The 24,316-nt window shown below is 67.8% G+C and carries 18 protein-coding genes; 6 read left to right on the top strand and 12 right to left on the bottom strand.

The genetic code is table 11. The features are described from left to right. Positions 1-207 precede the first annotated feature (207 nt). The 7 genes from HMPREF3113_RS05415 to aspS form a co-directional block, all read right to left on the bottom strand. A complete protein-coding gene (locus HMPREF3113_RS05415; protein ID WP_167390318.1) occupies positions 208-2,058 on the bottom strand; it encodes a potassium transporter Kup in 1,851 nt (616 codons plus the stop codon). Positions 2,059-2,181: 123 nt separating this feature from the next. Then, the gene (gene ruvA, locus HMPREF3113_RS05410) at positions 2,182-2,772 is read right to left on the bottom strand and encodes a Holliday junction branch migration protein RuvA (protein ID WP_046274332.1); all 591 of its coding nucleotides are present in this window, start codon (positions 2,770-2,772) and stop codon (positions 2,182-2,184) included. Between the two features lie 10 nt (positions 2,773-2,782). Beyond that, positions 2,783-3,304, bottom strand: a complete 522-nt coding sequence (gene ruvC, locus HMPREF3113_RS05405; RefSeq protein ID WP_019186142.1) for a crossover junction endodeoxyribonuclease RuvC — start codon at positions 3,302-3,304, stop codon at positions 2,783-2,785. 129 nt (positions 3,305-3,433) lie between these two features. Then, positions 3,434-4,165 carry a YebC/PmpR family DNA-binding transcriptional regulator gene (locus HMPREF3113_RS05400; RefSeq protein ID WP_070471262.1) on the bottom strand — a complete coding sequence of 244 codons (732 nt, stop codon included), beginning with the start codon at positions 4,163-4,165 and terminating at the stop codon, positions 3,434-3,436. Between the two features lie 83 nt (positions 4,166-4,248). Beyond that, on the bottom strand, positions 4,249-4,881 hold the full coding sequence (locus tag HMPREF3113_RS05395) for an esterase/lipase family protein (RefSeq protein WP_026070240.1): 633 nt from the start codon (positions 4,879-4,881) through the stop codon (positions 4,249-4,251). Between the two features lie 110 nt (positions 4,882-4,991). Beyond that, positions 4,992-5,525, bottom strand: coding sequence for a GNAT family N-acetyltransferase (locus HMPREF3113_RS05390; protein WP_046274331.1), 534 nt, complete (start codon positions 5,523-5,525; stop codon positions 4,992-4,994). 172 nt (positions 5,526-5,697) lie between these two features. Next, complete coding sequence (aspS, locus tag HMPREF3113_RS05385) at positions 5,698-7,455, bottom strand: aspartate--tRNA ligase (RefSeq protein WP_070471260.1); 1,758 nt, start codon at positions 7,453-7,455, stop codon at positions 5,698-5,700. Between the two features lie 171 nt (positions 7,456-7,626). Between aspS and HMPREF3113_RS05380 the strand changes: the two genes are divergently transcribed. Further along, the gene (locus tag HMPREF3113_RS05380; protein WP_102788160.1) at positions 7,627-8,577 is read left to right on the top strand and encodes a DUF3011 domain-containing protein; all 951 of its coding nucleotides are present in this window, start codon (positions 7,627-7,629) and stop codon (positions 8,575-8,577) included. Between the two features lie 83 nt (positions 8,578-8,660). On the opposite strand, the gene HMPREF3113_RS05375 is transcribed toward HMPREF3113_RS05380, so the two are convergent. Continuing rightward, positions 8,661-9,296, bottom strand: coding sequence for a hypothetical protein (locus tag HMPREF3113_RS05375; RefSeq protein WP_070471257.1), 636 nt, complete (start codon positions 9,294-9,296; stop codon positions 8,661-8,663). A gap of 162 nt (positions 9,297-9,458) precedes the next feature. Between HMPREF3113_RS05375 and HMPREF3113_RS05370 the strand changes: the two genes are divergently transcribed. After that, entirely contained in the window at positions 9,459-10,727 is a 1,269-nt protein-coding gene (locus tag HMPREF3113_RS05370; RefSeq protein ID WP_019186136.1) for an MFS transporter, read from the top strand. Further along, entirely contained in the window at positions 10,724-13,036 is a 2,313-nt protein-coding gene (gene ggpS / locus HMPREF3113_RS05365; RefSeq protein WP_019186135.1) for a glucosylglycerol-phosphate synthase, read from the top strand. The genes HMPREF3113_RS05370 and ggpS overlap by 4 nt, the downstream gene beginning before the upstream one ends. A 173-nt stretch (positions 13,037-13,209) precedes the next feature. Here the strand turns inward: ggpS and blaL2 are convergent, their stop codons facing one another. Beyond that, positions 13,210-14,112 (bottom strand): L2 family extended-spectrum class A beta-lactamase, encoded by a 903-nt coding sequence (blaL2, locus tag HMPREF3113_RS05360; RefSeq protein ID WP_070471255.1) that lies wholly within the window; start codon positions 14,110-14,112, stop codon positions 13,210-13,212. A gap of 205 nt (positions 14,113-14,317) precedes the next feature. On the opposite strand from blaL2, the gene HMPREF3113_RS05355 reads away from it, so the two are divergent. Continuing rightward, complete coding sequence (locus HMPREF3113_RS05355) at positions 14,318-15,178, top strand: LysR family transcriptional regulator (protein WP_070471254.1); 861 nt, start codon at positions 14,318-14,320, stop codon at positions 15,176-15,178. Between the two features lie 107 nt (positions 15,179-15,285). On the opposite strand, the gene HMPREF3113_RS05350 is transcribed toward HMPREF3113_RS05355, so the two are convergent. Then, positions 15,286-17,142 carry an ABC-F family ATP-binding cassette domain-containing protein gene (locus HMPREF3113_RS05350; RefSeq protein ID WP_070425778.1) on the bottom strand — a complete coding sequence of 619 codons (1,857 nt, stop codon included), beginning with the start codon at positions 17,140-17,142 and terminating at the stop codon, positions 15,286-15,288. Positions 17,143-17,486: 344 nt separating this feature from the next. Here HMPREF3113_RS05350 and HMPREF3113_RS05345 point away from each other — a divergent pair, with 344 nt between their 5' ends. Both HMPREF3113_RS05345 and ybaL read left to right on the top strand, forming a co-directional pair. Next, on the top strand, positions 17,487-19,880 hold the full coding sequence (locus tag HMPREF3113_RS05345) for a TonB-dependent receptor plug domain-containing protein (protein ID WP_026070238.1): 2,394 nt from the start codon (positions 17,487-17,489) through the stop codon (positions 19,878-19,880). A 259-nt stretch (positions 19,881-20,139) separates the two neighbouring features. Then, positions 20,140-21,843, top strand: coding sequence for a YbaL family putative K(+) efflux transporter (gene ybaL, locus HMPREF3113_RS05340; protein ID WP_019186130.1), 1,704 nt, complete (start codon positions 20,140-20,142; stop codon positions 21,841-21,843). 6 nt (positions 21,844-21,849) lie between these two features. Here ybaL and HMPREF3113_RS05335 read toward each other — a convergent pair whose 3' ends face one another. Together HMPREF3113_RS05335 and HMPREF3113_RS05330 are read right to left on the bottom strand one after the other, a co-directional pair. Continuing rightward, entirely contained in the window at positions 21,850-22,731 is an 882-nt protein-coding gene (locus HMPREF3113_RS05335; protein ID WP_070471252.1) for an AraC family transcriptional regulator, read from the bottom strand. A gap of 191 nt (positions 22,732-22,922) precedes the next feature. Beyond that, positions 22,923-24,224, bottom strand: a complete 1,302-nt coding sequence (locus HMPREF3113_RS05330) for an O-acetylhomoserine aminocarboxypropyltransferase/cysteine synthase family protein (RefSeq protein WP_070471249.1) — start codon at positions 24,222-24,224, stop codon at positions 22,923-22,925. Positions 24,225-24,316 lie beyond the last annotated feature (92 nt).

Genomic DNA, 24,316 nt, shown 5'->3' with positions numbered 1-24,316 from the left:
GCCGGCTCCGCACGATGCACGCTCCAGGTAGTGCCGGCCGCTGGCCGGCTCCACGCGATGCAGGGGTCACCGGGAGCCGGCCAGCGGCCGGCACTACCGGTTACGCATCGGAGGGGCACACCGAAGGTGCGGGGTTTTAAGTGGAAGGCGCCCGGGTCCCAAGGTCTGCGCAGCAAACCTTGGGCCGCAAGGGGCGATCCGGCGCAGTCAGATCTCCACCTGCGCGCCCAGTTCCACCAGCCGATTCCCCGGAATCCGGAAGAACCCGGTCGCCGGCGCCGCGTTGCGGTGCATCAGCGCGAACAGCTTGTCGCGCCAGATCGGCATGCCGCGGTTGGCCGTTGCCACGATGGTCTCGCGGCTGGCGAAGAAGGTGGTGTCCATCGGGTCGAAGTAGATCCCGCCGTGGTCGCACGAGCGCATCAGCGCCAGCGGTACGTCCGGGGTCTCCATGAAGCCGAAGCGCACGTAGATCCGATAGAACTCATCGCCCACCGACTCGATCTTCAGGCGCTGGCCCGAAGGCGCGTACGGCACCGGCAGGGTCACCACGTGCAGGAACACGTTGCGCTCGTGCAGCACCTTGTTGTGCTTGAGGTTGTGCATCAGCGCGTGCGGGGCCACCGAGGGGTCGGCGGTCAGGAACACGGCGGTACCCGGCACCCGCACCGGCGGGGCCAGCATCAGGCCCGGCAGGAAGGTGTCGATCCGGATGCCGTCCTTGCGGATCTCATCGCGCAGCAGCTCGCGGCCCCGGCGCCAGGTGCGCATCATGGTGAACAGCACGATGCCCAGCACCACCGGGAACCACGCGCCCTGCAGCAGCTTGGCGCCGTTGGCGATCACGAAGCCCAGGTCGATCACGAAGAAGATCACGCACAGCGGCAGGATCCAGTTGCGCGCCTTCGGCCACAGCGCGCGGGCGACCAGTGCCAGCAGCAGGGTGTCGATGAGCATGGTGGCCGACACCGAAATGCCGTAGGCCACGGCCAGGTTGGAGGAGCTGCGGAAGGCCAGCACCAGCCCGATCACCATCACCGCGATGCCCCAGTTGATGCCCGGGATGTAGATCTGGCCGATGGTGTCGTGCGAGGTGTGGGTGATGCGCATGCGCGGGATGTAGCCCAGCTGCATGGCCTGGCGCGAAACCGAGAACGCCCCGGTGATCACCGACTGCGAAGCGATCACCGCCGCCATCGTGGCCAGCACGATCATCGGGTACAGGCCCCACTCCGGCACCGCCTCGAAGAACGGATTCTTCACCGCTTCGGGGTGCTTGAGCACCAACGCGCCCTGCCCCAGGTAGTTCAGCACCAGGCACGGCAGCACGAAGTAATACCAGGCGTGGCGGATCGGCCTGGCGCCGAAGTGGCCCATGTCGGCATACAGCGCCTCGCCACCGGTCACCGCCAGCACCACCGCGCCGAGGATGAAGATGCCGTGCCAGCCGTGCTCCATGAAGAAGCGCAGCGCCCACATCGGGTTGAAGGCCTTGAGCACTTCCGGCGCATCGACGATGTTCCAGATGCCGATCGCCGCCAGGGAGATGAACCAGATCGAGGTGATCGGGCCGAACAGCTTGCCGATCTTGGCCGTGCCGAAGCGCTGTACGGCAAACACCGCCAGCAGCACCACCACGGTGATCGGCACGATGAAGTTGTGCAGCCCCGGGGCCGCGACCTCCAGGCCTTCGACCGCACCCAGCACGGAGATGGCCGGGGTGATCACGCCGTCGCCGAAGAACAGCGAGGCGCCGAAGATGCCCAGGATGCCCACCACGTAGGCCGAGCGCGAGCCGTTCCGCAGCGTGCGCTGGGTCAGTGCCATCAGCGCCATGATGCCGCCCTCGCCGTCGTTGTCGGCGCGCATGATGATGGTGACGTACTTGAGCGTCACCACGATGTTCAGTGCCCAGAACGCCAGGGACAGCACGCCCAGCACGGTGTCATGGTCGCTGTTGAGGCCGTAGTGCGGGGAGAACGCTTCTTTCAGCGTATACAGCGGGCTGGTGCCGATGTCGCCGAACACCACGCCGATGGCGCCGATCATCAGCGCCATGCCGCCGGCCGCCGGCGCGTGGCCGTGCGGGGCCTGGCCGTCGCTGTGCTGGGGGGAAGTGGTGGACATGAGGCTCCGGGCGGACGCGGTCGGTATCGGATCAGGAACAGGCGGGCGCGCGGCTCAGCGCAGCGCAGCCTGCAGGGCTTTGCGGATGACCGTGGCGACATCGTCGCCTTCGGCGTTGGCGTCGCGCGCCATGCGTGCAGCCTCGACCGGCTTGTAACCCAGCTGCTGCAGGGCCACGGTCGCCTCGGAGACCGGATCGGTGGCCGGTGCCGCGCCGGCGATGGGTGCCCCGCCGCCGCCGAAGTTGGCCGCGCGGTCGCGCAGCTCCAGCACCATGCGCTCGGCGGTCTTCTTGCCGATGCCCGGGATGCGGGTCAGCGCGGTGATGTCGCCGGCCTGCAGCATGCGCGCGAACTCGTCCACGCTGACGCCGGAGAGCACCGCCAGCGCGATCTTGGCGCCGATCCCGCTGACCTTCTGCACATCGCGGAACAGGCGGCGCTCACCCTCGCGCAGGAAACCGTACAGCGAGACGCTGTCTTCCTTCTGCGCGTAATGGGTGAACAGCGTGACCTCGCGGCCCAGCTCGGGCAGGTCGTAGAAGGTGCTCATCGGCGCCTCCAGTTCGTAACCGACGCCATTGACGTCGACCATGAGCCACGGCGGCGCCTTGTAGGCCACGATCCCGCGCAGACGACCAATCATGCAGTTTTCCTCATTTCCGGCTCCAGGCCTGGCGCGCATTGACGCCCAGGCGCAGCGCCGTGGCCCGGACATGGGCGTGGGTGATCGCCACGGCCAACGCGTCGGCGGCGTCGGCCTGCAGCTTGGTTTTCAGGTTGAGCATGAGCCCGACCATGTGTTGGACCTGTTGTTTTTCCGCGCCACCGCGGCCGACCACGGCCAGCTTGATCTCGGTGGCCGCGTATTCGCTGACCGGCAGGTCGCGCATCACCACGGCCGAGATGGCCGCGCCGCGGGCCTGGCCCAGCTTCAGTGCCGAATCCGGGTTGCGTGCCATGAACACCTTTTCGATGGCCACTTCGTCGGGGCGGTACTCCTCGACCAGGGCGGTCAGGCCCACCACCAGCAGCTTCATCCGCTGCGGGAAGTCGTCCGCGCCCAGCAGCACCAGCGGCAGGTGGTGGACATGCACCACCCTGCCGGCGGCGTCCACATCAATGATGCCCACCCCGGTGCGCTGCGAACCGGGGTCGATGCCGAGGATGCGTGTCATGCGGCACGCACACGGCCGCCCGCGGCCCGGAAGGGACACATGCGGCGGGGATAACAGGGAACGGCTGGAGTCATCATGGTCCGCATTGTCCGCTCACCGGTCGCGCAAAGCGACCGGTGAAGGGCCCGCTCAGGCGTAGGCGTCCGCGCCGAGATCGGCGTTGGAGAACACGTCCTGCACGTCGTCCAGGTCTTCGAGCATGTCCAGCAGCTTCTTGACCTGCAGAGCGGTGTCGCCCTCGACCTTGATGTCGTTGTCGGCACGGAAGGTGATTTCGGCATGGTCCGGCTTGAAACCGGCTGCTTCCATCGCGTCCTTGACGGCGTGATAGCTGTCGGCCGCGGTGAGCACATCGATCGCCCCATCTTCCGAGTAGACCACGATGTCGTCCGCACCGGCCTCGATCGCCGCTTCGGTGACGGCTTCTTCGTCCGCACCGGCGGCGAAGTGCAGCACGCCCAGGCGCTTGAACATGAAGGCCACCGAGCCTTCGGTGCCCATGTTGCCGCCGCACTTGCTGAACGCATGGCGGACATCGGCCACGGTGCGCACGCGGTTGTCGGTCAGGCAGTCCACGATCACGGCCACGCCACCGGGGGCATAGCCCTCGTAGCGGATCTCTTCGTACTCCACGCCTTCCAGCTCACCGGTCGCCTTCTTGATGGCGCGCTCGATCACGTCCTTGGACATGTTCGAGGACAGGCCCTTGTCCATGGCAACGCGCAGGCGCGGGTTGTTGTTGGGGTCGCCTCCACCGCCGCGCGCGGCAACGCCGATCTCGCGGATGATCTTGGTGAAAATCTTGCCGCGCTTCGCGTCAGACGCGTTTTTGCGGTTCTCGATGGAGGGGCCTCTACCCATGGGGTGACTCTCGTGCTTCTGTCAGGAACAGGGCGCGAATTCTACCTGATCCGCCGCCCCGCCCGTGTCACCACCCCGCCCGCTCAGGCGGCGTGGGCCGCATCATCGCGCCGGAACCGGCCATCGCGCAGGAAGGCGGCGGTCTGCCGCGCGGCATCGGGCGAGAACACCAGCCCGCTGTGGCTGGCCGGGATCACACAGTGGTCGGCCAGGCCCGGCAGCTGGGTCTCATCCAGCGCCACGGTGCCATCGGAGGCCTCGCCACAGGCGCCCAGCAGGCTGCCCAACCCATGCGGGACCGAGCCGGCGATCAGGCCGACCTGGGCCCTGCCCTCCCAGGCCGGCAGCCCATCGAGCAGCAGTTCCGAGCTGCGCCCCAGCGCCAGCGACCAGCCGTGATCGCTCAGGGAGCGGGCGGTCACGCTGCCGCGCAGTGGCGAGCCCAGGCAGACCACGCGCGACACCGGCAGCTCCGGGGCGCGCCGCAGGGCCTCAAGGGCGACCAGCCCGCCCAGGCTGTGGCCGACCAGCGAGACCGGACCACTGTCCTTGAGCCGCTCCAGCAGCTGCGGCACTGCCACCTCGGGACCACCGAACACGCTCGAATACCCGAAGGTATCCACGGTGAAGCCACGGGCGCGCAGGCGCCAGGCCAACGGGCCGACCCAGGCGCGTGCGTTCCAGATGCCATGCAGCAGTAAAACGGGGGGATTCATGATGTCAGCCTCGCCCATTGGGCGGGGCGCCTGCAGAAGGAAACAGCGTCATTAGACAAATGGGCCAGCCAACGGCAGGTGAAGCCGCTGCGGCCATGACGATGTCGTGCTCAGCCCGCCGTGGGCGGGCGGCGCAGGATGAACTCCAGGTCGCGCACGCTGCCGACCGGGAACTCGTAGGTGCCGACCTTGCTGAAGCCATAGCGGGCATAGAACCGCTGCGCGCCGAAGTTCTCCGACCAGACGCCCAGCCACAGCGTGCGCGGGCCTTCCCGTTCCAGCCAGGCCAGCGCGGTTTCGAACAGGCGGCTGCCCCAGCCGCAGCTCTGCTGGTCCTTGATCAGGTACAGCCGCTTGAGTTCGCCATCGCCGGGCTGCACCTCGGCATGCGGCAGGCCACAGGGGCCGGCGGCGGCATGGCCCACGGCGACGCCATCGAGCTCCAGCAGCCAGACCGCGTAATCGGGGTGTTCGAGGATGATGCGCTGGCGCTGCGCCGGGTACGCCTCATCCAGGAAGGCCTGCAGGTCTTCGGGCGGGTACAGGGAGCCGAAGGTTTCCACGAACGTGCGCGTGGCCAGCACCGACAGGGTCTGGGCGTCGTCCGGGGTGGCGCGGCGGATGGTATAGCGGCCTGGAGTCACGGCGGGAGCATCGGCATCGGCAAGAACCGCCAATTTACCTGAACGTGGCGGCGATGGCGCCCCCACCACCCACGAACCTGTCGATCCTGGTGGGCAGGATCCGCAGCAGGTACCGACCACCGGTCGGTACCTGCCACGTGTCGACGCCGACCGGGGGCCGGCGCGTCCCGGCTTATTCCTTGACGGCGCGCGGGCGGACCTGCACGTGCACTTCGGCCAGCTGCTCGTCCGGGATCGGCGACGGGGCGCCGGTCATCAGGCACTGCGCGCCGGTGGTCTTCGGGAACGGGATGACGTCGCGGATCGACTCGGTACCGGCCATCAGCGCGGCGATACGGTCGATGCCGAAGGCGATGCCACCGTGCGGCGGCGCGCCGAAACGCAGCGCATCGAGCAGGAAGCCGAACTTGCCCTCGGCCTCTTCGGCACCGATGCCCAGCAGTTCGAACACCGCGCTCTGCATGTCCGAGCGGTGGATACGGATCGAGCCACCGCCGATCTCGTTGCCGTTGAGCACCATGTCATAGCCACGCGACACGGCGGTCTTCGCATTTGCGCGCAGGTCGGCGATGTCGTCCACCGCCGGGGCGGTGAAGGGGTGATGCAGGGCGACGTAGCGCTGGGCTTCGTCGTCGTACTCGAACATCGGGAAATCGGTGACCCACAGCGGTGCCCAGCCGTCGGCGACCAGGTTGAAGTCCTTGCCGGCCTTCAGGCGCAGGGCGCCCATGAAGTCGGAGACCTTGTTGTAGCCACCGGCGCCGAAGAACACGATGTCCCCGTTACCGGCGCCGACATGGGCGACCAGCGCGGCGAAGGCTTCTTCGCTGAAGAACTTGGCGATCGGCGAGCTGACTTCGCCGCTCTCGCTGATCTTGATGTAGGCCAGGCCCTTGGCACCGTACTTGGCGGCATGCGCGGCGTACTCGTCGATCTGCTTGCGCGACAGGCTGGCACCGCCCGGGATGCGCAGCGCAGCCACGCGGCCGTCGACATCGTTGGCGGCCGCGGTGAACACCGGGAACTCGCTGGTCCTGACCAGTTCGGCCACGTCCACCAGCTCCAGCGCGATGCGCAGGTCCGGCTTGTCCGAGCCATAGCGACGCATCGCCTCGGCCCAGGTCATGCGCGGGAAGCTGGCGGCCAGCTCCACGTCCACCACTTCCTTGAAGATGGCGCGGATCATGGTTTCCACGAAGTCCTGCACATCGCGCTCGCGCACGAAGGCGAATTCCATGTCCAGCTGGGTGAATTCCAGCTGGCGGTCGGCACGCAGGGCCTCATCGCGGAAGCAGCGCGCGATCTGGTAGTAGCGGTCGAAGCCGGCCACCATCAGGATCTGCTTGAACAGCTGCGGGCTCTGCGGCAGGGCGTAGAACTCGCCCGGGTGCATGCGCGCCGGCACCAGGAAGTCGCGGGCGCCTTCCGGGGTGGCCTTGGTCAGGATCGGGGTTTCAATGTCCTGGAAACCGGTGGCGTCCAGGTGACGGCGCAGGGCCTGCACCAGCTTGATGCGGGTGCGCTGCATGCGCTGCATTTCCGGGCGGCGCAGGTCCAGGTAACGGTACTTCAGGCGGGTTTCCTCGCCCGGGTTCTCGTGCGCGTGGAACGGCAGCGGCTCGGCCTTGTTGAGGATGGTGATCGACGTGGCGATCACTTCCACGCTGCCGGTGCGGAGTTTGTCGTTGGCCGCATGCCGCGCACGCACCACGCCTTCGACCTGCAGCACGTCCTCGTAGCCCAGGCTGGCGGCCACGGCGAACACGGCTGCGTTGTCGACTTCCACCGTCACCTGCACGATGCCTTCATGATCGCGCAGATCGATGAAGACCACGCCGCCCTGGTTGCGGGCAACGTCGGTCCAGCCGGCGAGGGTAACGGTTTGGCCAATCAGGGTCTCGTCGACCAGGCCACAGAAGTGGGTACGCATGGGGGTAAAGCTCCGCAGGAGAGTGCCGGCGCCAAGCTGCGCCGGAAAGCCCGTTATTCTGCGGCCGCCAGCCCGGCGGGGCAAATCCGGGCGCCGCGGCCCGGCATCACGCGCTCTGAACCGGGGGCGTTCCTATAGTCCGCGCACCAACGACCGCACGGGGATGTCGCCATGCAACGCCGTCTGAGCACCGTTTGCCTCACCCTTGCCCTGGCCTGTATGGCCCCGGCCCTGCACGCCCAGATCAGCACCCGGGCCTATGCCCCGGAGAATCTGTCGCAGTTGTCCTCCTCCGACCGCAGCCGGGTCATCACCCAGGAATACGCCGACCAGTCCAATGGCCGCCGGATCCCGGATGACCAGCTGCGCTTCTACCTGGCCCAGGTCAACTCGGGCTGGAGCTTCTCACGCATCAAGCAGGACATCGCCACCTCGCTGCGCGGCAACGGCAACGGCGGCGGCTGGAATGGCGGCGGCAACGGATCCGGCAACAACGGCACGGTCCGCTGCGAAAGCCAGGACAACCGCGAGCGGGTCTGCAACACCGGCTGGCGCAGCGCCCGGCTGTCCCGGCAGATTTCAGGCACGACCTGTACCGAGGGCCGCAACTGGGGCTCGCGCAATGGCACCGTCTGGGTCAGCGGCGGCTGCCGGGCCGAATTCGTCGAGGGACGCGGCAATGGCGGCAACTGGGGCGGCGGTAGCGGCACCGGGGCGACCATCCGCTGCGAGAGCCAGGACAACCGCGAGCGGACCTGCAACACCGGTTGGCGCAACGCGACCCTGGTCCGCCAGATCTCCGGCACGGCCTGTGTCGAAGGCCAGACCTGGGGCGTGCGCAATGGCGCGGTGTGGGTCAACCGCGGCTGCCGCGGCGAGTTCGCCGAGGCGCGTGGCAACAGCGGCGGCAACTGGGGCGGCGGTGGCAACAGCAACTACAGCGTGACCTGCAGCAGCAACGACAAACGCCAGCAGACCTGCGCGTGGGATGACCGCCAGGGGCGCCCGGCACTGGTCCAGCAGCTGTCCGGCACGGCCTGCGTGGAGGGCCGCAGCTGGGGCTACAGCAATGGCAGCCTGTGGGTCAGCGGCGGCTGCCGCGCCCGCTTCGGAGCGCGCTGAGCGGCCCGGCCCTGCACCCGGTGCCGACCGTGGGTCGGCACCTTGCGGCGCCGGCCACCTGCGGCCGGCGTCGGGAGACCGGGTTACGGTGCCGGCGTCTCACTGCCCCACGGCGCCGGCGGCAACGCCACCGGCTTGGTCAGGTCGAACACCACCTGGAAGTGGCGCCCGCCCGGCCGGGTGAGCTCGTAGACGAAGCGCTGGTCGGGGTCTACTTCCATCGCCCAGGTGTTCTGCACGGAGGCCAGCATGTCGGCCTTGCGGAACATCGCCACCGAATCCGAATCCACCGGGAACGACTGGCGCTGCGCGGTCCCCGGCGGCTTGCTGTCACCACCGTACATCGTGACCGCATCCGGGCTGCCATCCTCGTGGCGGTGATCATGCTTCAGGCGCAGGCCGTTCTCGGTGCGGCTCAGCACCCAGGTGCGCGAGTGGTCGTCGCCGACATGGAACGGGATCCGCAGCTCGTGTGCCGGATCCTCGCAGCCACGTACATGCATCACCAGGCGCTTGCCCTCGAAGGGATCGGGCGCATCGGTGCGCGGTTCGTTGACCGCGATGCGGCCTTCGAACGCCTTGCCGCAGTGCGCGGCTACGGCGGACATGAAGGCATCGGACGGTGCCATCGACACCTCGTGCCCGACGGTGTCATTGGTGCCGCTGCAGGCGGTGATCGCCAGCGCAGTGACCAAAGGAAGAAGTTTGACTGCGTTCATGCCCCCACCCTAACGGGCGCGAGCGGGCAGCGCAAACCGCGCGCTTGATGCGACAGACAGGGTTGCCAACGCATCCGCGCCGCTGCAACCAGCGCTTCATTGCCCCTGTGTTATGGTCGGTCACGTGATTCGTTCGCCTTCTTCCCCACGAAGGACGCACGCGTGTTGCGGCTGACCGCCCTGCTCACCGGTGTGGCGCTGTTGCTGACCGGCAGCGGCCTGCTCGGGACATTGCTGGCGGTGCGCGGTGGTGAAGCCGGCTTCGGTGCCGGCACGTTGGGGTTGGTGATGTCCGGCTATTTCGCCGGGTTTTTCATCGGCACCTTCTTCGCCCCCTCGCTGATCGGCCGCATCGGCCATATCCGTGCGTTTGCCTTCTTTGCCGCCCTCGCCGCCATCGCGGTGCTGCTGCACCCGCTGTGGATCAATCCGGTGGGCTGGGGCGTACTGCGCATCCTCACCGGCATCGCCCTGGTCGGCCTGTACACGGTGATCGAGAGCTGGCTCAACGCCGAGCCCGACCCCCGGCTGCGCAGCCGCGCCTTCTCGCTCTACATGGTGGTCAATCTCTCGGCACTGGCCCTGGGCCAGGTGCTGCTGATGCTCGGCGACGCCGGCGCGACCTCGATGTTCATGCTCACCGCCATCCTGGTCTGCGCGGCGGTGTTGCCGGTCACCGCCACGCGGCTGCGCCCGCCGGAGATTCCCTCGGTGCCGCGCCTGAAACTGGCGCGCCTGTACGCGATGGCGCCGGTGGCGACCGTTGCCGCCGGCCTGTCCGGGCTGGCGATGGGCGCGTTCTGGGGCCTGCTGCCGGTGTACGCCGGCGAGGTCGGCCTGGATGGCAATGGCGTGGCCCTGTTCATGCTGACCGCCATCGCCGGTGGCGCGTTGCTGCAGTGGCCGCTGGGCCATATCAGCGACGGGCATGACCGCCGCACCGGGCTGGTCGCCCTCAGCCTGGCTGCGGCCGGCATCGCCGTCGTGGCGTCGCTGCCGATGATCCAGCTGCAGACCCATCTGCTGTTCGGCCTGTTCTTCTTCTACGGCGGGCTGGCCTTCGCCCTGTATCCCTTCGCCGTGGCGCACATGCTCGATTACCTGCCACGCGAAGACCTGCTGTCCGGGTGCTCCAGCCTGCTGCTGGTGCATGGCGTGGGCGCTGCGCTTGGCCCGGCACTGGCCGGTGCGGCCATGCAACGCTTTGGCGCGCCTGCGCTGCCGTTGTACTTCGCGGTGGTGCTGATGCTGCTGGCGTTGTTCACCACCGCGCGCCTGCTCAGTTTCCAGCGCCTGCGCACGCATCCGGTCGGGTTCCGGCTGATGCTGCGCACTACGCCCTCGGCCCTTGAGCTCATGCCCGAGACCGACACCGCACCGCCGGATCCCGATACCCCCCTCCCCTCTGACTCCGATAAGGAAGTGCATTGACTGTTTCGACACCGACCTCCCTCACTCCAACCCGTACACCGCCGGCGCCGCCGGCACCGCAACTGATCCTTGCCACCGATCTGGATGGCACCTTCCTCGCCGGCGATGCCGCCGCGCGCCATCGGCTCTACCGGCTGGTCGACCAGCACCCCGGCATCCGCCTGATCTTCATCACCGGCCGCGGCCTGGAAGCGGTGATGCCCCTGCTCTCCGATCCGGCCATTCCGCGCCCGGACTACGTAGTCTGCGATGTCGGCGCCACCGTCGTCGATGGCCACACCCTGCAGCCGCTGCAGCCCCTGCAATCGATGATCGACGCGCACTGGCCGGGTGAGCAGGTGGTCGCCGCGGCGATGCGTCCGTTCACCGCGCTGCAGCGCCAGGACGTGCCGCAGGAACGCCGCTGCTCTTACTTCTGTGATCCGGACACGCTGGCGCCACTGCGCTCGCAGATCCAGGCGGCCGCACAGGCGCTGGGCTGCGATGTGCTGTATTCGGCCGACCGCTATCTGGACATCCTGCCGCCGGATACCGACAAGGGCCGCACCCTGGCCGCGCTTGCGCGCCTGCTGGAACTGCCGCGCGACCGCATCCTGGTCGCCGGTGACACCCTCAACGACCTGTCGATGTATACCTCCGGTTTCCGCGGTGTGTGTGTCGGCGATTCCGAGCCGGCACTGACCGCCGCCACTGCCGATCTGGACCACACCTTCCACGCGCAGGCACCGGGGTGTGGCGGCATTCTCGAAGCGATCGAACATTTCCACCTGCTTGCCGATGACGATCCCTTCCTGCGCCCGCCGGCGCAGGCACGCGCAGACGGGGCGGACCTGGTGATGGTCTACCACCGCCTGCCCTTCGATGAAGTCATGGAAGACGGCGTGCTGGTGCAGCGCCCCCCGCGTTCGCCGAACGGCATCATTCCCTCCCTGCTGAGCTTCTTCGAAGGCGGCCAGAAAGGCTCATGGGTGGCCTGGGGCATCGATGAGCCCAAGCGCGGCCCGTTCCAGACCCACCTGCCGGTGGATGCCGAGCGCTACCCGACCCTGACCGCCGCGCGCGTGCCGCTGAGCAAGCAGGAAGTGGACATCTTCTACAAGCGCTTTTCCAAGGAAGCGTTCTGGCCGATGCTGCATGTGTTCTGGGAGCGCGCCAAGTTCCGCGAGGAAGATTGGCAGGTGTTCCTGAAGGTCAACCGCAAGTTCGCCGAGGCCACTGCCGCCGAAGCCGCGCATGGCGCGACGGTGTGGATCCACGACTACAACCTGTGGATGGTGCCGGCCACGCTGCGCGAGCTGCGCCCGGACCTGAAGATCGCTTTCTTCCACCACACCTACTTCCCCTCGGCCGATGTGTTCAACGTGGTGCCGTGGCGCCGCGAGATCATCGGCAGCCTGCTCAGCTGCGATTACATCGGCTTCCACATTCCGCGCCAGGTGGAAAACTTCGTGGACGTGGTCCGCGGTGCGATGCCGGCCGAGCGCCTGGCGTGGGAAAGCTGCGCCCCGCGCTTCCTCACCTACGGGTGCGCGGTTGGCCTGGACACGATGACCACGCGCCTGCGTGTGGGCGATCGCGAAGTCGCTCTGGGTGCACATCCGGTGGGCACCGACCTGCGCCGCATCCACAACGTGCTCGCACGCAGTGACGTGCGCAACGACATCTTCAAGCTGCGCCGCGAGATCGGCGCGCGCAAGCTGGTGCTCTCGGTGGAGCGCCTGGATTACACCAAGGGGACGCTGGCCAAGCTGGAGGCGTTCGAGCGCCTGCTGGAACAGCATCCGGATCGCCAGGGCAAGGTCACCCTGCTGATGATCTGCGTGCCGGCCGCGCGCGAGATGACCATCTACCGCACGCTGCAGAACCAGATCGAACAGGCGGTCGGGCGGATCAACGGCCGCTTCTCGCGGCTGGACTGGACGCCGGTGCGGTTCTTCGCCCAGGCGCTGCCGTTCGAAGAAGTGGTGGCCCATTACGCCGCCGCGCAGGTGATGTGGATCACCCCGCTGCGTGATGGCTTGAACCTGGTGTCCAAGGAGTTCGTCGCTACGCAGGGGATCGAGGGCAGCAACGGCGTGCTGGTGCTCAGCGAATTCGCCGGTGCGGCGGCCGAGTTGAAGGGGGCGGTGCTGACCAACCCGCATGACCCGGCCGACCTCACCGCTGGCCTGCTGCAGGCGTTGTCGATGCCCGACGAGGAAGCCACCGGACGCATGCGCCAGCTGTTCGGCAGCGTGGAGTACTACGACGTGGATCGCTGGGGCCGGGAGTTCCTGGAGGCCGTGCGCACCAGCCAATCCGAAGGCTGACGCGGGAACGGTAGTGCCGGCCGCTGGCCGGCTCCAAGCGGTGCCGGCTGCGGGCGATGCCGGCTTCATGGGTTGCCGGCCAGCGGCCGGCACTACGGCGTGCGCACCGACCAACGGTAGGTGCCTACCCTGTTCGCGCCGACCAACGGTTGGTGCCTCCCGGGCGGTATCGCCTACCCGGCCTGCCGCATGATGCCTTCGGCGATCACGGCCACCTGCCGCAGCACATCGTTGCGGCCGGCATCGTCCACCGTCGCGCCCTGCAGGTAGCTGGTCAGCACCCACGGCGCACCGCCGGCGAGCGGCCACAGGATGGCGATGTCGTTGGTGGTGTCCTCCCCGTTGCTGCCGGTCTTGTCGCCGACCCGCCACGCCTTGGACAAACCGGCACGCAGCCGCGCATCGCCGGTTTCGTTGTCGATCAACCAATCCGCCAGCTGCTGCCGCGAGGCAGGCTTCAGCACATCCCCGAGCACGAAGCGCTGCAGGCTGGCCGCCATCGCGGCCGGGCTGGTGGTATCGCGCGGGTCGCCGGGAGTGAAGCGGTTCATCTCCGGCTCGAGCCGATCATTGCGGGTCACCGCATCGCCATTGGCACGCAGGAACGCGGTCACCCCGGCCGGTCCACCGACCACCCCCAGCAGCAGGTTCGCGGCAGGGTTGTCGCTGGTGATCATCGTTGCCCGGCACAGGTCGCGCACGGTGACATCCTTGCCGATGTGTCGCGTCGTCACCGGCGCATGCGAGAGCATGTCCTGCTGGCGCACGGGGATGCGCTGGTCCAGCGGGAGCCTGCCCTGGTCGGCCAGATGCAGCACCGCAGCGGACAACACGAACTTGAACGTGCTGCACATCGGGAAGCGCTCGTCCTGCCGGTTGCCGGTGCGCCAGCCGGTGCCGGTGTTGAGCAGGGTCACGCCCAGGCGACCGCCGCTGGCCGCTTCCAGCGCCGCGAAATCCTTCGCCGCGACGGCAGGTTGCGGCGAGGGCAGCGGCGTCTTGGCGAAGGCGGTGGCGGCCAATGCAGAGGCGGCAGCCGCGCCGGTCCATTGCAGGAACTGTCGTCGAGCGATCATGGGGTTCTCCTTGGCGAAGGCCCGAGTATTGGCAGGTTGCGCGCCGGCCACCAGCGAGGATTTTCATCGGGAGCCATCAGCTCACCTAATACCACCGACTGAAGCACGCCTCCCAACCCCACGAAATCCGGTGTATCCGTGGTGATTGGCGTGCCGGCACCGCCCCGCGGTGCGATGATGCATCATCCCTGCTCACGGCTCGCCCATGCTCCGCCCCCAGCTGCCGCTCAATGCCCTGCGCGCCTTCGAGGCCGCTGCCCGGCACCAGAACTTCACCCGCGCCGCGCTGGAGCTGTGCGTCAGCCAGGCTGCGCTGAGCCATCAGATCCGGGCACTGGAGGACCGGCTCGGGGTGTCGCTTTTCACCCGCCTGCCGCGTGGCGTCGCACTGACCGACGAAGGCGCGCGCCTGTATCCGGTGCTCAACGAGGCCTTCGACCGTATCGCGGTGAGCCTGGACCGGTTCGTCGGCGGGCATTTCCGCGAGGTGCTGAGCGTGGGGGTGGTCGGCACCTTCGCCACCGGCTGGCTGCTGCCGCGCCTGGGGGATTTCAATGCGCGCCATCCGGATATCGAGCTGCGCCTGCAGACCCACAACAACCGCATCGACCTGGCCGGTGAAGGGCTGGACCTGGCGATCCGGTTCGGTGATGGCGATTGGCAGGGGCAGGTCAGCGAACCCGTACTGGATGCACCGTTCGCGCCACTGTGCGCGCCGGCGCTGGCACGTACGCTGCGGCAGCCGCGCGATCTGGCCAGCGTGCCGCTGTTGCGCTCCTACCGCAGCGATGAGTGGCCACGCTGGTTGCAGGCGGCAGGCGTACCGGAACTGGACGCCCGCGGCCCGGTGTTTGATTCGTCACTGACGCTGGCCAGTGCCGCCGCCGCAGGCGCCGGCGTGGCGCTGTTGCCGTTGAAGATGTTCGAGCAGGATCTGGCCCACGGCCGCCTGATCCAGCCCTTCGCGCAGACGCTGGAGCTGGGGCGGTACTGGCTGACGCGGCTTCGCTCGCGGGCCGAGAGTGATGCGGCGCGGCGGTTCCGGGAATGGCTGGCAGCCCGGTAGATCCACGCCATGCGCGGATGGCCGAACGTCGGAACGCACCTCATCCACGCATGGCGTGGATCTACACGGGATGCGGCACGACCAGCGTGCCGCATCGCCCGCCCCGATCAGGCGTCCAGCAACTCCATCCACGTCTGCTCGGCCTTGCTGAGCAGGGTGGCAGTGGCTTCGCGATCACGCCCAAGCACGGCCATGCGGGTCGCATCGGCGTAGTTCGACGGATCGGCCAGCTGGCGGTCCAGGTCGGCCAACAGCGCCTCCAGCTCGCCCACCTTGGCTTCCGCGGCGGCCAGCTTGTGCGGGTTGGCGGGCTTGCGCGCGGGCAGCGGCGGGGTCGGCGGTGCCGGCTCCGGAGCCGCCGCGGCCATCTTCTGCTTGGTGCCCTGCGCGGCGGGACGCGACCGCAGCCAGGCCGCGTACGCATCCAGGTCGCCATCGAACGGCTCGACCACGCCATCGGCCACGCGCCAGAAGGTATCGCAGACCAGGCCGATCAGATGGCGGTCATGGGAGACCATCACGATCGCGCCTTCGAAGTCGGCCAGCGCTTCAGCCAGCGCTTCGCGCATTTCCAGGTCCAGATGGTTGGTCGGTTCGTCGAGCAGCAGCACGTTGGGCTGCTGGTAGGCGATCAATGCCAACGCCAGGCGCGCGCGTTCGCCACCGGAGAATCCATCCACCGGTTCGAAGGCGCGGTCACCGGCGAAGTTCCACTTGCCGAGGAAATCGCGGAAGGACTGGTTCGGCGCGTCCGGGGCAAGGTCGCGGAAGTGCTCCATCGGCGACTGCCCTTCGTGCAGCGATTCCACCGTGTGCTGGGCGAAGTAACCGATGCGCAGGTCCGGATGCGCGGCACGCTCGCCACTGATCGGGTCCAGCTCACCCACCAGGGTCTTCACCAGCGTGGTCTTGCCGGCGCCGTTCGGGCCGAGCAGACCGATGCGCTGGCCGGCCTCCAGGCCGAAGCCCACGTTGTGCAGGATCACCGAATCGGCGCCGTAACCGGCCTCGACATGGTTCAGGCGGATCAGCGAGAACGGCAGCTTGGCCGGCGGGGCGAATTCGATGCGGAATTCGCGCTCGGCGCGCACGGCCTCGGTGCCGGCCAGCTTGGCCAGGCGCTTCATGCGGCTCTGCGCCTGGGCGGCCTTGCTGGCCTGCGCCTTGAAGCGGTCGATGAAGCTCTGCAGATGCGCGCGCTCGGCCTGTTCCTTCTCGTGGGCGAGCTGCTGCTGGCGCAGCTGTTCGGCGCGCTGGCGCTCGAAATCGGTGTAACCGCCAACGTACAGCTTGGCGCCGCCACCGTGCAGGTGCAGGGTGTGGGTGGCCACGTTGTCCAGGAACTCGCGGTCATGCGAGATCAGCAGCAGGGTGCCCGGGTACTTGAGCAGCCACTGCTCCAGCCAGAACACCGCGTCCAGATCCAGATGGTTGGTCGGCTCGTCCAGCAGCAGCAGGTCGCTGGGCATCATCAGCGCGCGTGCCAGGTTCAGGCGCACGCGCCAGCCGCCGGAGAACGAGGAGACCGCACGCGAGTGCGTCTCGGCCGGGAAGCCCAGGCCATGCAGCAGCTTGCCGGCGCGCGCTTCGGCGTCATAGGCGCCGATCTCGGCCATGCGCTGGTGGGCGGTGGCAACGGCTTCCCAGTCTTCACGTGCCGCGGCCGCAGCCTCTTCACGCATGACGGCGGCCACCTCGGTGTCGCCTTCCAGCACGAACTGCAGCGCCGGGTCGGGCAGCGACGGGGTTTCCTGGGCCACGCTGGCGATGCGGATCTTGCCGGGCAGATCGACGTCGCCCTTGTCCGCCTCCAGCTCACCCTTCACGGCGGCGAACAGGCTGGACTTGCCGGCCCCGTTGCGGCCGACCACGCCCACGCGGTATCCCGCGTGCAGGGTCAGGTCGACATTGGACAACAGCAGCCGCTCGCCACGGCGCAAGGCGAAGTTACGAAGGGAAATCATCTTGGGGGTCCATATAACGGAATGGAATGTGCTGGTGAGCACCTTTCCTGCGACGTAATTCTAGCGTTAACGAATACTTGACGGGCCCCGGGATGCGCGGCAGGCCTCGTTTCTCTCTCCCACGACCCTGCCCGCGCTTCCCCGGGACCCTCCTGTCAAATCCCCCGCCTCACGTAAATGGTTGCTGCTGCAACGTTTTTTGCGAAAACGGCAGACATTTGACAAGTGATGAATATCCCGTTAATCCGTCTATTGCGCACCGCAACAACCGCCTTCGCAGACCCGATCCTCGATGTCGTGATGTCGCTTTGGTGCAGCACCGCCACTACCGGAGCCACATCCTGATGAACCGCAAGACCAGTACGCTCGCCGCCGCCGTAGCTGTCGCGCTCGGTATGTCCAGCTTCGCCGCTACCGCCCAGGATGCGCCCGCCCGCACGGCGGCCAACACCCTGGACACCATCATCGTCACCGGCACCCGCGTGGCCGACCGCACCGTGGCCGAGTCGCAGTCGCCGATCGACATCATCACCCCCGAGGCGCTGCAGTCCACCGGCACCACCGAACTGGCCACGGCCCTGGCCCGCGCCCTGCCCTCGCTGAACTTCCCGCGCCCGGCCCTGACCGACGGCACCAGCGGCATCCGCCCGGCGCAGCTGCGCGGCCTCTCCCCGGACCAGGTGCTGGTGCTGGTCAACGGCAAGCGCCGCCACACCTCGGCCCAGATCAACGTCAACGGCAGCATCGGCCGCGGCTCCTCGGCGGTGGACATCAACGCGATTCCGATCGCCTCGATCGAGCGCGTGGAAGTGCTGCGCGACGGCGCCTCGGCGCAGTACGGCTCGGACGCCATCGCCGGCGTGATCAACATCGTGCTCAAGGGCTCGTCCTCCGGCGGCAGTCTGGCGCTGGATGCCGGCCAGTACTCGGCCGGTGACGGCAACAAGTACCAGCTCTCCGGCGATACCGGCATCGGCTTCGCCGACGGCCGTGGCAGCGTGCACGTGGCCGGCCAGATCATCCAGCAGGACGAAAGCAACCGCGCCGGTCCCTACCAGGGCACCACGCCGAACACGAGCAACTTCCCCAGCATCGGCCAGACCACCTTCGTGGTCGGCGATCCGCAGGTGGATGCGACCGCCGCCTCGGCCAACGCCAGCTTCCAGTTCAGCGACCACGTCTCGGCCTACGCCACGGCGATGGCCAGCAACCGTGACATCACCTCGTTCGCGTTCTACCGCTCGCGCAACCACCTCAGCCAGGGCGCGCTGCTGGCGCAGACCTACCCGGACGGCTTCGTGCCGGAAATCAACCAGTACTCCAAGGACCGCTCGCTGGTCGCCGGCGTCAAGGGCGATACGGACAGCGGCTGGAACTGGGATGTCAGCTACAACTACGGCGCCAACAAGATCGATTTCCACACCCGCAACAGCATCAACTACGCGCTCGGCGTAAACAGCCCGCGCTCGTTCTACGACGGCGCGCTGGAGTACACCCAGAACATCGTCAATGCCGATGTGACCAAGACACTGGACTGGGGCCTGGCCTACCCGGTCACGCTGTCCTTCGGCGGTGAGTACCGCAAGGAGAAGTGGGAGCAATCGGCCGGTGAACTGAATTCCTACACCGGCAGCGGTGCGCAGGGCTTCGGCGGCTTCACCCCGCTCAACGCCGTGGACGCCGACCGCGACAACTACGCCGTCTACGCCGGCCTGGAAGCCGACCTCAGCGACAAGTTTTCCGCCGGTGTCACCGGCCGCTACGAGGACTACTCGGACTTCGGCGACAAGTTCTCCGGCAAGCTCTCCGCACGCTACGCCTTCACCGACAAGGTTGCCCTGCGCGCCACGGCGTCCAGCGGCTTCCGCGCGCCGTCGCTGGCCCAGCAGAGCTACCAGGCAGTGACCAGCACGATCGTCAACGGCGTGTTCGTCGAACGCGGCACCTTCCCGACCACCAGCCCGGCCGCGCAGGCGCTGGGCGCCAGCCCGCTGAAGGCCGAGAGCTCGACCTCCTACAGCCTGGGCCTGGTGCTGCAGCCGGTGGACCGGCTGTACCTGACCGTGGATGCGTACCAGATCGACATCGATGACCGCATCGTGCTGTCCACCAACATCACCACCAATGACGCCGCCAATGCGCTGCTGTCCAACCTGGGGCTGCCGGGCGTCACGGCGTTCTCCTACTTCACCAACGGCGTGGACACCCGCACCCGCGGCGTGGATGCGGTCTCCAGCTACACCATCCCCTTCGCCGCCAGTTCGCTGGAACTGACCGCGGCCTACAGCTACAACGAGACCGAGGTGAAGAAGTTCATCGCCTCGCCGGCGGTGTTCGGCGCGCTGGGCATCACCCAGTCGCTGATCGGCCGCGATGAGATCGGCCGCATCGAAGACAGCTACCCGCGCGACAAGACCATCCTCAGCGGCACGTGGCGTTCGGACCGCTGGGACCTCAACCTGGCCGCCACGCGCTACGGCTCGTTCACCGTGCGCAACTCGGCCACCGCCCTGCGTGACCAGACCTACGACGCCTCGTGGGTGCTCGATGCCTCGGCCAGCTACAAGCCCAGCGAGAACTGGACCCTGACCCTGGGTGCGGACAACATCCTGGACGAGTACCCCGACCGCACCGTGGACCTGCAGAACTCCACCTGGGGCATGCTGCCGTACAGCAACTACTCGCCGTACGGGTTCAATGGTGCCTACGTGTACGGGCGCGTGACCTACAAGTGGTAACAGGGTAGTGCCGGCCGCTGGCCGGCACCACCGAACATCGCGGTCACCGCCTGAAAAACGCACATGCCCCGGTCCCCCGGGGCATGTGCGTTTGGGCCGCCGAAATGCCGGGATCTGCGCATTCATCGCAGCGCGCCTTCGCTGTCCCGGACAGCACATGACCTGACCACGGGGACATAGCAGCATTGCGGGCAAGGATGTTTGCCCGGACCGGCCGCATCGGTGAAAATCGGGGCACCCCCCATCTTTGCGAGCCCCGATGCACCATGACACCGACCTGATCAACATCGTTGCCGTTGGCCTTGGGCTCGCCTTCATCTTCGGCGCGCTGGCCAACAAGCTGCGTTTGTCTCCCCTGGTCGGTTATCTGATTGCAGGCATCTGCGTAGGCCCGTTCACCCCCGGCTTCGTTGCCGACCAGGCCCTGGCCAACCAGCTGGCCGAGATCGGTGTGATGCTGCTGATGTTCGGGGTCGGCCTGCATTTCTCGCTGAAGGACCTGATGGAGGTCAAAGCGATCGCCATCCCGGGTGCGATCGGCCAGATCCTGGTCGCCACGCTGCTCGGCTGGGGCCTGGCCGCGTTGATGGGCTGGCCGGTGATCTACGGCGTGGTGTTCGGTTTCTCGCTGGCCACCGCCAGTACCGTGGTGCTGCTGCGCGCGATGGAAGAACGGCGCCTGCTGGAAACCACGCGCGGCAAGATCGCGATCGGCTGGCTGATCGTGGAAGACCTGGCCTGCGTCCTGGCCCTGGTGATGATGCCGGTGCTGGCCGGCGTGTTCGGCCCCGATGCGGCCAATGAAACCCATACCGTCGGCAGCGTGCTGGCCAGCATCGGCTGGACCTTCGTGCAGCTGGGCCTGTTCGTGGCGGTGATGCTGGTGGTCGGGCGCCGGGTGATCCCATGGATCCTGGAACGCATCGCCGGTACCGGCTCGCGCGAGCTGTTCACCCTGGCCGTGCTGGCGATCGCGCTGGGCGTGGCATTCGGCTCGGCGATGCTGTTCGGCGTCTCCTTCGCGCTGGGCGCGTTCTTCGCCGGCATGCTGCTCAACGAATCGGAGCTGAGCCACAAGGCCGCCAACGATTCCCTGCCGCTGCGCGATGCGTTCGCGGTGCTGTTCTTCGTTTCGGTCGGCATGCTGTTCAACCCGGCCATCCTGATCGAGCACCCGTGGCAGGTGCTGGCCACCGCTGCGATCATCATGTTCGGCAAGTCCGCGGCCGCGTTCGTGATCGTGCGGGCCTTCGGTCATCCCACGGGTACCGCGCTGACCATCTCGGCCAGCCTGGCGCAGATCGGCGAGTTCGCCTTCATCATCGCCGGCCTCGGCGTGACCCTGAAGATCCTGCCGCCGACCGGCCAGGCCCTGGTACTGGCCGGCGCGCTGATCTCGATCATGCTCAACCCGCTGGTGTTCGGCCTGCTCGACCGCTGGCTGCTGAAGAACCAGGAAACCACCCCCACTGCGGTGGAGACCGAGCTGCCGCCCGGCCCCTCGCTGGACCTGCACGACCATGCCATCGTGATCGGCTACGGCCGCGTCGGCAGCGCGCTGGCGCAGGTCCTGCGCGACCGTGGCGTGCCGGTGATGATCATCGACGACAACAAGGAGCACGTCGCCGAGGCGCATGCGGCCGGCCTGCCGGGCATCCGTGGCAGCGCGGCCTCTGATCGCGTGCTGGCCGAAGCACACCCTGAGCGCGCCAAGATCGCCGTGCTGGCGATTCCGCAGCCGCTGGAAGCCGGTGAGACCCTGGCCAAGCTGCGCGCGCTCAATCCGGGCCTGACCCTGCTGGCGCGCGCACACAGCGATGCCGAGGTGAAGCACCTGCTCGCCCACGGCGCCGATGGCACGGTCATGGCCGAGCGCGAGCTGGCCTACTCGCTGGCCGAGATGGTGATGTCCACCCCGCCGTACCGCACGATGGGGCAGCAGCACAGCATTCCGGTGGTCTGACCGCCGCTACCCCACCGGCACGCAGATATCGGCGCGCAGGATGGCGTCGGGCACCTGTTCGGGGTCATCCAGGTAGTGGTAGTACAGCTCTGCATCGCGCAGCGTGTGACCACTGTCGGGCAGCCAGTCGCGTAGCAGGGCATCAGTGGCCGCTTCCAGGCCCGCGTAACTGCCCACATGGCGCAGCACGGCATACGAGCCGCCGCCCAGCGTCAACGCACGCAGCGGGGTCGGTAGCGCCTGCGGCGTGCACCCGAAGCCCATTGCGCAATCGAATACGCATTCCTGCGCCGGCGCATCGCGGTGGTCCGTCCGGGCGATGCCGATCAGCTGCTGCAGCTGTTCGACCCAGCCCTGCTCGGCGGCCCAGGTGAAGATCTCGCCGAACGCCTGATCCAGATCATCGAAGGCCCCTTGCGTGCGCAGCGCCACCACATCGAAGGGATCCAGCGTGGTCACCGTGACCTGCAACGGCACCGTCCCGTCTGCGTGATCGCCCGCCGGCAGCGCCAGCCGCTGCTGCCAGTGGCTGCGCAGCCCGGCATTCTCGCGAAGGCTGCTCGGCGTGGTATCCAGCGCCTGGCGACAGGCGCGGGCCAGCGCCTGTGGGCTTTCATAACCGACGTTCAAGGCCACCTCGGTCACCCGGCTGTCCGCCTGGCCGAGCAGCTGCAGCGCCTGCAGCAAACGCAGGCGCGCCACGGTGCGCCCGGGCGTTTCGCCGGTCAGCGCGCGGTACAGGCGATGGAAATGGAACGGTGACTGGTGCGCGATCGCAGCCAGTGCCTCCAGATCCGGCAAGGGATCGCCAGCACGCAGGCAGGCCTGCAGATGGGCGATGACGCGATCGATACCGTGGCGCTGGCGGACCTGGGCAATGCGGCGCATGGCGGGCTCCCTCTCTAGGTGACGCTCAGCGTGCGTCGTTCCACAGGCGGCCGCGTGGCCGATCTTGCGCAGTTGGGCGATCGTCGGCCGATCCTAACCCTGCCGGGAGAGCCACGCCATGGCAGAGAATCCCATGGCCAACGAAAAACCCCACGGCGGCCGGCCCGCACCGGCCGCCATGGGTCCTGCCACTACGCCTTGGCCAACGCCTGCTCCAGATCGGCGAGCAGGTCGTCGATGTGTTCGATGCCCACCGACAACCGCACGGTGTCTTCGCTGACGCCCGCCTTCTCCAGCTCGGCCGCATCCAGCTGCCGGTGGGTGGTCGAGGCCGGATGCGTGGCCAGTGACTTGGCATCGCCCAGGTTCACCAGGCGGGTGAACAGCTGCAGCGCGTCCAGGAAGCGCGCGCCGGCCGCGCGGCCACCGGGCAGGCCGAAGGTCAGCACGCCGGAACCGTGGCCGCGCAGGTACTTCTGCACCAACGCGTGCTCGGGATGATCGGGCAGCGCGGCGTAGTTGACCCACGCCACCTTGGGATGGCGCTGAAGGTGTTCGGCCACCGCCAGCGTGTTGGCGTTGATCCGGTCCAGGCGCAGCGCCAAGGTCTCGATGCCCTGCAGGATCAGGAAGGAATTGAACGGTGAGATGGCCGCGCCGGTATTGCGCAGCGGGACCACCCGCGCGCGGCCGATGTAGGCGGCCGGCCCGAGGGCGTCGGTGTAGACCACGCCGTGGTAGCTCACGTCCGGCTCGTTCAAGCGGCGGAAGCGCTGCTTGTACTCCGCCCAGGGGAAGCGCCCGGAATCCACGATCGCCCCGCCGAGGCTGGTCCCATGACCACCGAGATACTTGGTCAACGAATGGACCACGATGTCCGCGCCGAAATCGAACGAGCGCTGCAGGTACGGCGTGGCGACCGTGTTGTCCACGATCAGCGGGACGCCGTGCGCATGCGCGATCTTGGCCACCGCCTCGATATCGGTGATGTTGCCGCGCGGGTTGCCGATCGATTCGACGAACACCGCCTTGGTGCGGTCATCGATCAGCGCCCCGAACGCCTGCGGATCGCGGTAGTCGGCAAAGCGCGTTTCGATCCCGAACTGCGGCAGCGTGTGCGCGAACAGGTTGTAGGTGCCGCCGTACAGGGCACTGGCCGAGACGATGTTGTCGCCCGCCTCGGCGATGGTCTGGATCGCGTAGGTGATCGCGGCCTGGCCCGAGGCCAGTGCCAGTGCACCGATCCCGCCCTCCAGCGCGGCGATGCGCTGCTCGAGCACGTCCGTGGTCGGGTTCATGATGCGGGTGTAGATGTTGCCCGGCACCTTCAGGTCGAACAGGTCCGCGCCGTGCTGGGTGTCATCGAAGGCGTAGGCCACGGTCTGGTAGATCGGCACTGCCACCGCGCGCGTGGTGGGGTCGGGCCGGTAACCGCCATGCACGGCGATGGTCTCCGCGCGCCACTGTGATTCGGGACTGCCGTGTTCGGACATAGCGCATCGCCTCCAGGTGAATGCCGACGATACCGAACAAAAAACCCCCGCCGAGGCGGGGGTTCATGCCGAACACGCATGGTGTGAGGCTC

This window comes from Stenotrophomonas sp. HMSC10F06, from assembly GCF_001807865.1.
Classification (GTDB): Bacteria; Pseudomonadota; Gammaproteobacteria; order Xanthomonadales; family Xanthomonadaceae; genus Stenotrophomonas; species Stenotrophomonas bentonitica_A.
This window is presented reverse-complemented; position numbering and strand designations above follow the sequence as displayed.